Origin of the sequence: Cysteiniphilum sp. QT6929, assembly GCF_030035755.1 — a bacterium.
GTDB classification, from domain to species: Bacteria; Pseudomonadota; Gammaproteobacteria; order Francisellales; family Francisellaceae; genus Caedibacter; species Caedibacter litoralis.
This window is the reverse complement of sequence record NZ_CP103983.1, coordinates 2,394,199-2,407,427: the sequence shown is the minus strand read 5'-3', so window position 1 is coordinate 2,407,427 and position 13,229 is coordinate 2,394,199. Positions and strand designations below refer to the sequence as shown.

11 protein-coding genes are annotated in these 13,229 nt (G+C 39.2%); 10 read left to right on the top strand and 1 reads right to left on the bottom strand.

Features of this window, described 5'->3' with window-relative positions:
- Window positions 1-10: 10 nt before the first annotated feature.
- Window positions 11-1,357 carry a 23S rRNA (uracil(1939)-C(5))-methyltransferase RlmD gene (gene rlmD, locus NYP54_RS10520; protein ID WP_283156464.1) on the bottom strand — a complete coding sequence of 449 codons (1,347 nt, stop codon included), beginning with the start codon at window positions 1,355-1,357 and terminating at the stop codon, window positions 11-13.
- A 176-nt stretch (window positions 1,358-1,533) separates the two neighbouring features.
- Between rlmD and NYP54_RS10515 the strand changes: the two genes are divergently transcribed.
- The 10 genes from NYP54_RS10515 (at window position 1,534) to ychF (ending at window position 13,228) form a co-directional block, all read left to right on the top strand.
- Entirely contained in the window at window positions 1,534-2,028 is a 495-nt protein-coding gene (locus NYP54_RS10515; protein WP_283156463.1) for an FKBP-type peptidyl-prolyl cis-trans isomerase N-terminal domain-containing protein, read from the top strand.
- A gap of 176 nt (window positions 2,029-2,204) precedes the next feature.
- Window positions 2,205-3,212, top strand: a complete 1,008-nt coding sequence (locus NYP54_RS10510; protein WP_283156462.1) for a thioredoxin domain-containing protein — start codon at window positions 2,205-2,207, stop codon at window positions 3,210-3,212.
- Window positions 3,213-3,423: 211 nt separating this feature from the next.
- Window positions 3,424-4,779, top strand: coding sequence for a tRNA (N6-isopentenyl adenosine(37)-C2)-methylthiotransferase MiaB (gene miaB / locus NYP54_RS10505; RefSeq protein WP_283156461.1), 1,356 nt, complete (start codon window positions 3,424-3,426; stop codon window positions 4,777-4,779).
- A gap of 4 nt (window positions 4,780-4,783) precedes the next feature.
- Window positions 4,784-5,764: a PhoH family protein gene (locus NYP54_RS10500; RefSeq protein WP_117003669.1), complete on the top strand. Its 981-nt coding sequence runs from the start codon at window positions 4,784-4,786 to the stop codon at window positions 5,762-5,764.
- On the top strand, window positions 5,764-6,237 hold the full coding sequence (gene ybeY, locus NYP54_RS10495; protein WP_283156460.1) for an rRNA maturation RNase YbeY: 474 nt from the start codon (window positions 5,764-5,766) through the stop codon (window positions 6,235-6,237). Before NYP54_RS10500 ends, ybeY begins: the two co-directional genes overlap by 1 nt.
- Before the next feature lie 6 nt (window positions 6,238-6,243).
- Window positions 6,244-7,092, top strand: coding sequence for a transporter associated domain-containing protein (locus NYP54_RS10490; protein ID WP_283156459.1), 849 nt, complete (start codon window positions 6,244-6,246; stop codon window positions 7,090-7,092).
- A 15-nt stretch (window positions 7,093-7,107) separates the two neighbouring features.
- A complete protein-coding gene (gene lnt, locus NYP54_RS10485) occupies window positions 7,108-8,595 on the top strand; it encodes an apolipoprotein N-acyltransferase (RefSeq protein ID WP_283156458.1) in 1,488 nt (495 codons plus the stop codon).
- Window positions 8,596-8,669: 74 nt separating this feature from the next.
- The gene (glnE, locus tag NYP54_RS10480; protein ID WP_283156457.1) at window positions 8,670-11,396 is read left to right on the top strand and encodes a bifunctional [glutamate--ammonia ligase]-adenylyl-L-tyrosine phosphorylase/[glutamate--ammonia-ligase] adenylyltransferase; all 2,727 of its coding nucleotides are present in this window, start codon (window positions 8,670-8,672) and stop codon (window positions 11,394-11,396) included.
- Window positions 11,397-11,500: 104 nt separating this feature from the next.
- The gene (pth, locus tag NYP54_RS10475) at window positions 11,501-12,106 is read left to right on the top strand and encodes an aminoacyl-tRNA hydrolase (protein ID WP_283156456.1); all 606 of its coding nucleotides are present in this window, start codon (window positions 11,501-11,503) and stop codon (window positions 12,104-12,106) included.
- A 30-nt stretch (window positions 12,107-12,136) separates the two neighbouring features.
- The gene (gene ychF / locus NYP54_RS10470) at window positions 12,137-13,228 is read left to right on the top strand and encodes a redox-regulated ATPase YchF (RefSeq protein WP_283156455.1); all 1,092 of its coding nucleotides are present in this window, start codon (window positions 12,137-12,139) and stop codon (window positions 13,226-13,228) included.
- Window position 13,229: the final 1 nt, after the last annotated feature.

Sequence of the window (13,229 nt, the reverse complement as noted above, 5' to 3'; positions counted from 1 at the left end):
CACTATGCTTTTATTTTTCAAAAACCGCAATAGACTCAACATGTGTCGTATGTGGAAACATGTCCATTACACCTGCTGAAAGCAGTTTATAACCCTTTTCATTAACTAAAATGCCAGCATCACGCGCCAACGTTGCTGGATCACAGGACACATAGACAATACGCTCAGGGTTAATTTTTTCAATTTGTTTGCACACCATCTCAGCCCCTGCTCGTGGCGGATCCAATAGTAACTTATTAAACTCATTTTCCACAATCCATTCATGTTTTGAAATGTCTTCAAACAAATTCACAGGATAAAAAGCGACATTATCTATGTTATTGCGCTTAGCATTTTCCATAGCACGCATCGTCATTGCCTCATCACCTTCGACACCCACAACGAATTTAGCTTTTGTTGCCAGTGGCAAACTAAAATTACCCAAACCACAAAACAAATCAAGTACGGTATCATTATTTGATACTTCCAATAACGCTATCGCTTGCTTTAACATTTTACGATTAATGTCATGATTAACTTGTGTGAAGTCATTTGGCTCAAAATAAATAGTTACACCATAATCCGTCAAATGATAAGACAGCGACTGTGGCTCTTGCGTTATCTCTGGGTATAAACGTGTTATCGTATCAGGTCCCTTAGCCTGCAAATATATCCAAAACTGCTGCGCTTTAGCAAAGTCAGTTAACTTAGCTAAATCCTCGTCAGTAAATGCACTTAAGTGACGGATAATCAATGCGGTTACCTGATCATCTACTGCCACTTCAATTTGCGGAATTTCTTTGTAGTTTGAAAGACTAAACACTAGATCCTGTAACAAAGTTAAATTTTTGCCTACACTTGGGTGCAATACTTCACAGTGATTAATATCAGCAAGAAACCGCCCATCGCGCTCTCTAAAGCCAACAAGCACTTTGCCTTTTTTATGCACATAGCGCGCGCCTAATCGTGCTTTAGTACGATAACCCTCGTGCGAGCTTGAGCGTAAAGGAGCTATACGCGCAAGTGGTTCAAGACCTTGTCCGAAATGTTTAAAATGATTCAGCAATGTTTCTTCTTTAAAGGCAATTTGCGCATCAGGTGCGACATGTTGAAAAGAACAACCGCCACACACCTCAAAATACTCGCATGGCGGAGCAACACGCTTAGCGCTTGGCTTTAGAACTTGTACCAATTTACCTTCATCATAATTTGATTTTGATAAAGTATATTCAAACGCGACCTCTTCGCCTTCTAAAGCAAATGGAATAAAGGTTGTTTTACCGTCAATTTTAGCGATTCCACGCCCTTCATGCGACAGGTTGGAAATAGTGGCATTGAATACCCCGCTAGGAAAGTTTTTCTTAATTCGTCTTGGCATTAGGTTGCAATAAGCATAATTTTAAATGTGCGTTAGTTTAGCAACTGTATATAAAATGTCATTGTTTTTTGATATTTTTAATGCTTTTCACTGTAAAACGCTTGTTCTTTGCTAAGGTGCTGTTTAAGCTAATGAGGTTCGATTTAACACATTAATCATTAAAATATGGAGTAAATATGAAGAAGTTAACCACCATTGCATTATCACTTTTAGCAGGCAGCGCATTAGTTTCTGGCGCTTTTGCTGACGCAACTAAAGCGGCACCTGCTACTGCTCAACCAGCCAAAACAGCTGCAACAGCACAAAATAACACAGCAGATGCAAGTTACACGATTGGTTATTCAATCGGCAAAAACATGACTGAGCAATTAAAGCAACAAAATGTCAGCCTAAACACTGATGATCTTCAACAAGGCTTTGTTGCTGGTATTGAAGGTAGTAAGCCCAAGCTAAGCCAAGAGCAAATGGAGCAATCAATGCAAGCCTTCCAAAAAGAAATGGAAGCTAAAATGAAAGCGCATGAAGAAGCCGCTGAAGCCGAGGCTGCTAGAGCTAAAGCCAAACTTGACGCAGCAAAAGCACAAACTGCAACAACTGCAGCTGATACAGCAAAGACGCCTGCTGATAGCGCTAAAAAAGCAGTTGACGCAACAAGTGCTGCAGCAAATTAAGCATTAGCTAATTAATATACCAAAACATCAATAGATATCTACACGCCCCACTGTTGGGGCTTTTTTATGGAAGAAAATTACTATTTGAGCATGAACCTTTTTCCTTTTAGCAACAACTTTGTTATAGTTCGGAAAGATTATTTTTATTAACTGAAAAACATGGAGCTTTATTCATAATGCGTATGTCAAAAAAAATCATCGTAAGCACGCTAGGCGCTGCACTTTTTGCCACTGTTCTAGCAGGTTGTTCACAATCTGATTCAAAGGACTCAGCAAAGGCGACCCCTGAGGTAACAAAAACCATTGCAACACAACCAACAGCAACTGAAACTGCAAAGCCAGTAACTGCTGCTGATGCTCAGCAAAGTGAAGCGACACTTATCAACAATGTAAGCTATACCTTAGGCTATAGTGTTGCAGGCAACGTTAGTGCACAATTAAAAGCACAAGGCGCAACTTTGGATAACGCGCAAGTTCTTGCTGGCTTTAAAGCAGGTATTTCAAATGAGCAAGGTAAGTTCTCACAAGAGCAAATGCAAACCATTATGCAAACATTCCAAAAAGACTTAATGGCAGCACAAGAGAAAAAACAAGTAACCTCTGTTCTAGAGAATGCCAAAGCACTTCTTTCAAATGAGCAAACACCTACCATTGGACCAAAAGATGCCAAGGTTGCAGTGATTGAATTCTTTGATTACCAGTGTGTATTCTGCCATAAAGTAGCGCCAATCATGGAAAAAGTAATGGACGCTAATCCAAATGTAAAATATATCTTTAAAGAATTCCCAATCTTTGGTCAACGTTGGGAAGCGTCACAATATGCTGCTGAAATGGGCATTGCTGCTTATATGCTAAATGGCGCTGAAGGCTATTTGAAATATCACAATGCCGTTTTCGCTAGTGGCGTTGATGAAGGTAAATTAACCGTTAAAGATGTTAATGACGCTGCGAAAAAAGTAGGTGTTGATGTTGCTAAAGCTGAAAGCCTAATCAAAGAGAAAAAAGTCACTGACAATATTGCAGCAGACATGAAACTTGGCTTTGATAAGTTAGGCATCCAAGGTACACCAGCAATTATCGTTATGCCTCTATCAGGTGCGACCGCTGCTAATACAACAGTTATCCCTGGCTTTGCACAACAAGACACCATTCAAGCAGCAATTAATAAAGCGCAAGGAAAATAACTCTATTGGGCGTAGACAATACGCCTCTTAAGTTTTTCAATTATTTTCTCATGACTTGTTTTGTATCAACTCTGATATTTCACTAGCCTTTTTACACAAAAAACGCTACCCTATTTTGACTTTTTGCTAGGCTAATAAACGATCTATTACAAATCAAACACGCTTAGCAATAAATACAAATCATACAATAAATAAAATCAGGTAACTAAAAATGACAGACAGCGTGATTGAAAATCCCGTAAAACAACATAAAAAAGTATATATTAAAACACTTGGTTGCCAGATGAACGAATACGATTCATCACGCATGAATGAAGTTTTAGGTGAACATTTTAATACCAGTAAAACGGAAGATTATACTGAAGCAGATATCATTCTTATCAATACCTGCTCTATTCGTGAAAAAGCCCAAGAGAAAGTCTTTCACGAGCTAGGACGCTGGAAAAACCTTAAGAGCAAAAACCCTGAACTTGTCATCGGCGTTGGTGGCTGTGTCGCATCACAAGAAGGCGAAAACATCATTAAACGCGCGCCTTTCGTGGATATCGTTTTTGGTCCACAAACCATTCACCGCTTACCTGATTTGATTAAACAAAAACAAAAAACTGATATTTCGCAAGTTGATATTTCTTTTCCTGAAGTGGAAAAATTTGACCACCTGCCAGCACCAAAAGCTGAAGGCGCTAAAGCATTTGTCTCGATTATGGAAGGCTGCGATAAATACTGCTCTTATTGTGTCGTGCCATATACCCGAGGGCCTGAGGTTAACCGCCCATTTGAAGATGTGTTAGCAGAGTGCGCTATTTTGGCTGAACAAGGTGTTAAAGAAATCACGCTTTTAGGTCAAAACGTCAATCATTATCTTGGTAAAATGGCTTCAGGTGACACCGCTGATTTGGCGTTACTTATTCATTTTATTGCAGCGATTGACGGCGTTGAGCGTATTCGCTTTACCACCTCTCATCCAGTTGAGTTTTCAGACAACCTCATTAATGCCTATGCTGAGGTGCCACAGTTAGCAAATCACTTACACTTACCGGTTCAACATGGCTCTGATCGCATCTTAACAGCCATGAAGCGCAATCACACGATTTTAGAATTCAAACAAAAAATTCGTAAGCTTCGCAAAGTTCGCTCCGATATTACCATTTCCTCTGACTTTATCGTTGGCTTTCCAGGTGAAACTGAAGAAGATTTTGAGAAATTAATGGATCTTGTTAAAGATGTTCAATTTGATCAGTCTTTTAGTTTCATCTATAGCAAACGCCCTGGAACGCCTGCCGCCAACTTAGCAGATGACACACCTGTTGAGGTTAAAAAAGAGCGTTTAAAGCGTTTGCAAGATCAGCTTAATCATAATGCGATGGTCATTAGCCGCCAAATGGTTGGCTCAACACAACGTATTCTAGTGGAAGGAATTTCCAAGAAAAATGATAAAGTGCTCGCAGGACGCACAGAAAACAATCGCATCGTCAACTTTGCTGGTGATTCTAGTTTAATTGGTCAATTAATTGATGTTAAAATCATTGAAGCTTTACCACATTCACTACGCGGAGAAATTATTTAGCTTCATGAAATCAATACAATTTTATCTTGAGCCAGATAGCGCACAAATGCTTGCGAAGCTTTGTGGCAATTTAAATGAAAATTTACACTTAATCGAAAAATATTTAGCCGTTGAAATCATTCAACGCGGTAATAATTTCCGCATCGTGGGTCCTAAGACCGCAATTACAGATGCGCGAGAATTTCTAGAAGAACTTTACGAAAAACTTGTTAATGATGTCCAGTTTGAACTTAATAACAAAGAGCTCAATATCGCACTTAATGCACTTGCCAAAAGAGAACAAGCAGATAAAAAAGAAAAATTCATCCCTGAATTTCAAGTGATGATTGGTTCGCGTCCTATTAACCCGCGCACGGTTAACCAAGAACGTTATTTAAAGCGCATCCAGGAAAATGATATTAACTTTGGCATAGGTCCGGCGGGTACTGGTAAGACTTATCTGGCAATGGCATGTGCTGTTGCTGCCTTTGAAAAAGGTCTTGTAAAACGCTTGGTACTTGTGCGCCCTGCGGTTGAAGCAGGTGAAAAATTAGGCTTCTTACCCGGTGACTTAGCGCAAAAAGTTGACCCTTATTTACGTCCAATGTACGACGCATTATATGATCTTATGGGTGTTGAACGTGTTGGCAAGTTAATTGAGAAACAAATCATTGAGATTGCACCCTTAGCCTATATGCGTGGGCGCACGATTAATGATTCATTTATTATTCTTGATGAAAGTCAAAACACGACCAAAGAGCAAATGAAAATGTTCTTAACACGTATTGGCTTTAACTCAACAGCAATTGTCACCGGTGATATTACTCAGGTTGACTTACCCAAAGGTGTTACCCCTGGACTTCGTCATGCTATTGAAGTGCTTGCCGGCGTTGAAGGAATCAGCATGACATTCTTTGAAACGATTGATGTCGTACGCCACCCGATCGTCCAACGCGTTGTTGCTGCTTATGATGTCTATGAGCAACATCATAGTCAGGATTATTAATGACAATGCTTGAAATTGATATTAACAATCCTCGTGCGCTTTATCTTCCTGCTGAAAATAAACTCAATACTTGGGCAGAGCACACTTTAACATTTCTTAACAAAGCTCAAGCGATTATCAGTATTGAAGTTGTTAATGCTGATGAGATGCAACATTACAATAATAACTATCGCGCCAAAGATAAGCCAACCAATATCCTCTCTTTCCCGTTTGAGGCACCGCCTGGACTACCTAAGGACAATGAAACTGAGCATTTTCTAGGGGATTTAATAATATGTCCTGAAGTTTTGCAAAAAGAAGCAAAAGAGCAGCATAAATTGCTCGATGCTCACTGGTGCCACATTCTAATCCATGGCATACTGCATTTAGTTGGCTATGACCATATCGATGAAGAGGATGCCCTGGAGATGGAGAGCATAGAAATCGCTTTATTGGCAGAGCTTGGTATTGATAACCCTTATGTTGAGAAATAGTAAACAATGGACGACAAACAGACGAAAAACGATAACGCTGAACATTCTCAAACCTGGCTTGAAAAAATAGCCGCAACCATCTTAATGCCGCACAGCCCTTCTGACTTTTTAGGTCTTGTAAATCTTGCTGTCAAAAAAGGTACGATCGATAGCGAATCGCGTGACATGATTAAAGGGGTATTAAATGTCGCCTCATCATCCGTTGGTGATATCATGATTCCACGCACGCAAATGGCGACGATCCATGCGGGCATGACCAGCAAGGAAATCATTCAAACCATTGTTAACTCAAGCCATACACGTTTGCCCGTATTCTCGGAAAATCGTGATGACATTCTTGGAATACTCCATACCAAAGATTTACTCAAGGTAGTACTTGAGCACAAGGATCTTTGTGTTGATCATTTAAAACCAATATTACGCAGTGCGATTTTTGTACCTGAAAGTAAAAAGCTTGACGCACTCTTACGTGATTTCAAAACCAGTCATAATCATCTTGCTATTGTTGTTGATGAGTATGGTGTCATCTCAGGACTTGTCACGATTGAAGATATTCTAGAGGAAATTGTTGGTGATATTGAAGATGAGTTTGATCAAGAAGCAACACAGATTCTTAAAATCAACGAAAACGAGTTTAGTATTGATGCATTGACTGAAATCGAGGACTTTAATGATTTCTTCGATGCCAATATTGATGATACTGAATTTGACACGATTGGTGGACTTATTATCAATAAATTAGAGCATCTGCCTGAGGTGGGTGAGGAAGTAAGCATTGGTCAGTTCACCTTTAAAGTAACTGCTGCTGATAAGCGTCGCGTGCGTGCGCTGCATGTGATTATCAATCAAGACTAAACTCACTGTTATAATATGCCTTTCATTATAAATACACTTTTAGCACTCATTGCTGGTGCACTTTTAACCCTATCATTTTCACCGATTGGCTTTAGTATTTTTGCCTTTATTTCACTTATACTTTTTATGCAGATTCTGCAAAGGCAACCGCGCATACGTCAAAGTCTTTGGCTTGGATATTGTTATGGCATCGGTTTTTTTGGCTCAAGTATTTCGTGGATTTACGTCAGCATCCATGCCTTTAGTCAATCAGTGTTTTTAGGTGTCACACTGACCATTGTTTTTATCTTATTCTTAAGTCTATTCTTTTTAGCGTTTGGTTATGCTTATGCCAAACTTAAAAATCATCACTTCATTTACAGAGTTTTGTTATTACCCGTTGTATGGTTGATACTAGAGCTCCTGCGCACGCACCTTTTTACCGGCTTTCCATGGGTGTTACTTGGCTATTCACAAACACATACTTTCTTAGCAAGTTTTGCCCCGATTGGCAGCGTTTTTCTGGTGGGTTTTATCATATGCTTTATCTCAATATGCATAAGTGAAATGATCAATCATATCCGTCAACCGAAGATTGTGATTTCAATGATGATCAGCATTATTGTCACCTTAGTTATTGCTTGGTCTTTGCAGCAAATCAAGTGGACGAAAAGTGACGGCATTGAAAAAAGTGTCAGCATCCTCCAAGGCAATTTTATTCAGGATCAGAAATGGGATCCTAGCATGCTGCAAACGATTATCAATTATTACTATACCACCACCAGAGACAACCCAGCTGATTTGGTTTTTTGGCCTGAGAACTCCATTCCAACATTTAAAACATTTATAGAACCTTTTTTACGTCAAGTAGATGACTTAGGTGACACACAGCACAGTGCCATTTTGGTTGGCACCGTTGCATTAAACGCTAAAGAACAATACTTCAATTCAGCCTTTGTCTATGGCTTAGGCTCTGGTCACTATTACAAACACCATTTAGTGCCATTTGGTGAGTACTATCCTTTTGCTTATTTTCTTGAACCTTTTATGGCGTATTTTAATATCCCAATGTCAAGCTTCACCAAAGGTAGCGAAGTACAGCCTTTACTTAAAATGAACGGTTTAAGTGTCGCGTTATTTATCTGCTATGAGATTGCATATCCATCTGAGGTACGTGATCAGCTACAAAATGCTGATCTTACTGCCGTTATCAGTGATGATGCGTGGTTTGGTGATTCCCTTGCCCCTTGGCAACACGAGGAAATTTCACAAATGCGTGCGATTGAGACTGGACGTTATGTCATTCAAGCAACCAATAATGGGGTCACCTCGATTATTAACCCTGAGGGTCAAACCATCGCCAGCCTTCCACGCAATGAACAAGCCGTATTAAAAGGTAAGGTTTATGGTATAGAAGGACAAACACCGTGGATGGTTTATGGGTTATTACCTGTTACACTATTATCTTTATTATTTCTGCTAATGACACTTATTGCTTACCTACACCAAAGGAAGCGTAGTTAACAGCAGAAATTCTATTAAACTTTTTCATACTGATATAGACTTAACATCATCAATCGGTAAAGTTTCTATTTTTGATGAACCAACAACATTTTTGTGATCAGTTTCATTTATATGATCTTCAACCTGATCTTTTAAACAAACTCTTTATCACCTTTAATAGCAGCACTTTTTTTGCGCGTTTTCTTAGCCAAAATCCTAAGTATTTTATTAACATCAACTGGCTTGAAGTCGACACTTTAGAAGATATTACTCATGACATTACTGCCTTGTTTTCAGCATCTGAGATAAATAAGACAAATGAATCATTGCCCAAAGCTTTACGCCTATTACGTCAACGCATCCATGCTAAACTTGTTTTTCAGCAGCAACATCAATACATTCAATTTACACAAATTGCCAAAATTATTTCATTGACTGCCAAAGAAATTCTGCGTCAAACTGAGCAATATTTACGACAGCAAATCACCCTCGAGCGCAAACTTCACCAAACGCCAGATCCTTTGGCTATTATCACCATGGGGAAGTTAGGCGGCAATGAGCTTAATTTCTCCTCTGATATTGACCTTGTATTTATTCAAACAAACAACTTGCCACTATTAAGACAATCTGGCAGCGAATATAGCCCCATGCGTTTTTATACCGAACTTGGACAACGTTTGATTGCACTACTTAATGATGTCACGATTGATGGCTTTGTTTATCGCATTGATATGCGTTTACGCCCCTTTGGTGATGGCGCACCCTTAGTCACTGAGTTTGAAAGTTTTAAACATTACCTTATTCATCATGCACGTGATTGGGAGCGCTATGCTTATATCAAAGCAGATATTTTACACCCCAACACTCATTTTACGAATGATCTCAAGCATAATATTCATCAATTTGTGTATCGCCACTATCACGATTATCGCATGCTAAATGCCATTCGTGACATGAAGCACAAGATAGTCACGGAGATGAAATCTAGCACGCTAAAAAATAACATCAAACTAGGACGAGGTGGCATTCGTGAGATTGAGTTTATTTGTCAGTGTTATCAGCTTGTTTATGGTGGTCAAAATATCACCTTGCAAACCAATCAGTTGGCAGCAGCGCTAGATGCTTTGCAAAAAGCCGATATTCTCCCCGCGGCTCAAACAACTGAATTATACGCACACTATGTATTTTTGCGCGATGTTGAAAATGCGCTACAAATGTTTGACGATCAACAAACACATCAATTGCCTGATACAGAGTTTACACAAAAGAATGTTGCCAGCTTAGTTGGTTACGACTCCTGGCAAACATTAACTCACAAAATAGAATCAACACGTGCAAATGTAAGCTCATTATTTGATGAATTAACACGCTTTAATACATTAACCTCAAATAACACTACCACCATACCTATCGCCAATCTTGAAAAAGCGACTGATATAACAGTGAAGATTAATGAGGATAACGCTAAACAAATTGAAATAGATCAGTTTTTCTTAAAATATCAAAGCCAAATATCTGAAGATGTGCTGCCAGCCATTAAGCACTTATTACAGCTATGCTTACACACCTACCCTCATCTTATTAAAGATATATTAGTACTTCTTAACAACTTAAGTAAACGCCAAACTTACTTGTTTCTGCTATTAGAGCATCAAGCACGTCACTTAGATTTCTTAGAGCTTCTCAACAAAGGACAGCGAATTATTGAAATGCTCACTGAACACCCTTTTTTATTAGAGCGCGCGTTGATTTATAAGGCGCATGATGATGTTTACTTAGATATTGATTATTTGCGCAATAGCTTACGTATTTATTTACAAGCAATCGACATTCAAGATATCGAAGACTTTTTAGAAAGTTTACGACGCTTTCGCTTAGAACAAGTATTTAATATTATTGTCAGCGAGTCACGCGGACATATTTCCTTGATGGAATCTAGTGATCTTTTTAGCCATCTAGCCACAGTAATCATTGAAGCAGTGCTCGATGGCGCGTGGCGAGAAGTGTTTCAATATAGTGATATCACTGAAAATTTACAAACCTTATATAAACAGTCTTTGGGTGTAATTGCTTATGGCAAACTCGGTGGGCTTGAGCTTAGTGTTGCCTCTGATTTAGATTTAGTTTTTGTTCATGATCGTATGAGTACTGAGCTATCTCCACGCTTATTTGTGCGCGCGGTGCAGAAATTTGTCCATTTCATGCAAATTAAAACCTATCACGGCACCTTATATGAGATTGATTTACGACTGCGCCCTGAAGGTGACAATGGTTTTATTGTGCCAAGTTTTGATTCTTACTGCCACTACTTAAAAACCTCGGCATGGACATGGGAACATCAGGCTTTAACGCGCGCACGCATGATTTACGCATCTGACGATTTAACACATAAATTCAATGCACTTAGATCTGATGTGATTTATCAAAAACGTGATCTAGAACAGCTTAAAAAAGATATTATTGATATGCGTCATAGAATGCGTGAGCATCTACTCAAAGTTAATGCGCAAGAATTTGACCTTAAACAAAGCATTGGCGGCATGGTCGACATTGAGTTTATTGCTCAGTTTTTTGCACTTTTTTATAGTCATAAAGTACCTTTTGTCTGCTACTACAGCGATAGTATCCGCATTATCCAAACCATGGAAAGTGCGCGTTTAATCGATATTGAAACCGCTAATACCTTAATTGAGCATTACTGTTATTTTCGCGATTTAGGATTTAAACGCTATCTTGATAAACAACCAAGTATTGTGCCACTTAGTAGCTGCCAGCACCAAGCAGATGAAATCAGTGTTATCTGGCATAGACTATTCTTTTAGCCAATAAAGTCAGCGACAGAGAGTCTGTAAAATGGTTTGAGGGCAATATCCATAACGAGTATAATCAGCGGCATTAAAATTTAGATATTTATGACTCATCTTAAATGATGACGTCAGTTAAAGGCATTATAAACATGACACAGATTAAACTCATCGTTGGTCTTGGCAATATTGGCAGCCAATATGAAGGCACGCGTCACAACGCTGGTCAATGGTTTTTAGAGGCAGTTGCCGATAAGTTAAACTTAACACTTACAAGTGATAGTAAATTTCATGGCGCTACAGCACAAACGCAAATTGGCGCCCATAAGCTTTGGCTTTTATATCCCCATACCTTTATGAATAAAAGTGGTTTAGCGGTATCTAAATTAGCTCAATTTTATAAAATCATGCCCGATGAGATATTAGTAGCACATGATGAGCTTGACCTGCCTTGTGGGCAAATCCGTCTTAAAAAAGGTGGAGGACACGGTGGGCATAATGGTTTAAGAGATATCGATGCATCTATTGGCACACGCGATTATCATCGTTTACGCATTGGCATTGATCACCCAGGTGATCGCAATAAAGTCGTGGGCTATGTACTAGGCAAGCCATCTCTTGAGGATAAAATTGCGATTGATCACAGCATTACACGTGCGATTTCTCATCTAGGCGATATAATACAGGGCAATTATCAAAGTGTGATGAATGAGCTTCACCAAAAATAAACATAAAATAACAATAAATAAGGGTTTTATATGGGTTTTAAATGCGGCATCGTTGGACTGCCTAATGTCGGCAAATCAACACTATTTAATGCATTAACAAAAGCGGGCATTCAAGCAGAGAACTATCCATTTTGTACGATTGAGCCAAATGTCGGCATGGTTTCAGTACCTGACCCACGTTTGGATCAATTGGCTAATATTGTCAATCCACAGCGCGTTTTACCTGCAACGATGGAGTTTGTTGATATTGCAGGGCTTGTTGCCGGCGCCTCCAAGGGCGAAGGTTTAGGTAATAAGTTCTTAGCCAATATTCGTGAAACCGATGCCATTGCTCATGTTGTGCGTTGCTTTAACAATGATGATGTCATCCACGTTGCCGGACAAGTCAATCCTATTGATGATATTCAAACGATTAATACCGAGCTTTTGCTTGCCGATATCGAAAGCGTTGACAAAATCATTCAACGTGTGCAAAAACTTGCTAAAAGTGCCAACAAAGAAGCCAAATTACAGCTTGAGTTTTACCAAAGTCTCAAAGAGCATTTAGAGTCTGAAAAGCCAGCGCGCAGCTTCGAGTTTAGTGATGAGCAAAATACCTGGATCAAACAAACGCCATTGTTAACACATAAGCCCACGCTTTATATCGCTAATGTCGATGAGTCTGGTTTTGATAACAATCCGTTATTAGATAAAGTCATTGAATTTGCTAAAACTGATAACGCAGATGTCGTTGCTGTATGTGCTGCCATTGAATCTGAAATTGCTGAGCTTGACGATGATGAAAAAATGGAGTTTTTAAGTGACCTTGGTTTAGATGAACCAGGTCTTAATCGCGTGATTCGAGCAGGATATAAATTATTACAATTACAAACCTACTTTACCGCAGGGGTAAAAGAAGTGCGTGCATGGACCATTCCTGTCGGTGCCACTGCCCCGCAAGCAGCTGGCAAAATCCACACTGATTTTGAGCGTGGATTTATTCGTGCTGAAGTAATTGGCTTTAATGATTATATTCAATACAGTGGTGAGAAAGGTGCTAAAGACGCTGGTAAAGCGCGCCTAGAAGGCAAAGAATATATTGTCCACGATGGTGATGTTGTTCATTTTAGGTTTAATGTTTAAA

Excerpts from the sequence above, each read along its gene's own strand:
- miaB (WP_283156461.1), top strand. The coding sequence starts at position 3,424 with ATGACAGACAGCGTGATTGAAAATCCCGTAAAACAACATAAAAAAGTA.
- glnE (WP_283156457.1), top strand. The coding sequence starts at position 8,670 with ATGAACCAACAACATTTTTGTGATCAGTTTCATTTATATGATCTTCAA.
- NYP54_RS10515 (WP_283156463.1), top strand. The coding sequence starts at position 1,534 with ATGAAGAAGTTAACCACCATTGCATTATCACTTTTAGCAGGCAGCGCA.
- NYP54_RS10510 (WP_283156462.1), top strand. The coding sequence starts at position 2,205 with ATGCGTATGTCAAAAAAAATCATCGTAAGCACGCTAGGCGCTGCACTT.
- pth (WP_283156456.1), top strand. The coding sequence starts at position 11,501 with ATGATGACGTCAGTTAAAGGCATTATAAACATGACACAGATTAAACTC.
- ybeY (WP_283156460.1), top strand. The coding sequence starts at position 5,764 with ATGACAATGCTTGAAATTGATATTAACAATCCTCGTGCGCTTTATCTT.
- NYP54_RS10490 (WP_283156459.1), top strand. The coding sequence starts at position 6,244 with ATGGACGACAAACAGACGAAAAACGATAACGCTGAACATTCTCAAACC.
- rlmD (WP_283156464.1), bottom strand. The coding sequence starts at position 1,357 with ATGCCAAGACGAATTAAGAAAAACTTTCCTAGCGGGGTATTCAATGCC.
- ychF (WP_283156455.1), top strand. The coding sequence starts at position 12,137 with ATGGGTTTTAAATGCGGCATCGTTGGACTGCCTAATGTCGGCAAATCA.
- lnt (WP_283156458.1), top strand. The coding sequence starts at position 7,108 with ATGCCTTTCATTATAAATACACTTTTAGCACTCATTGCTGGTGCACTT.
- NYP54_RS10500 (WP_117003669.1), top strand. The coding sequence starts at position 4,784 with ATGAAATCAATACAATTTTATCTTGAGCCAGATAGCGCACAAATGCTT.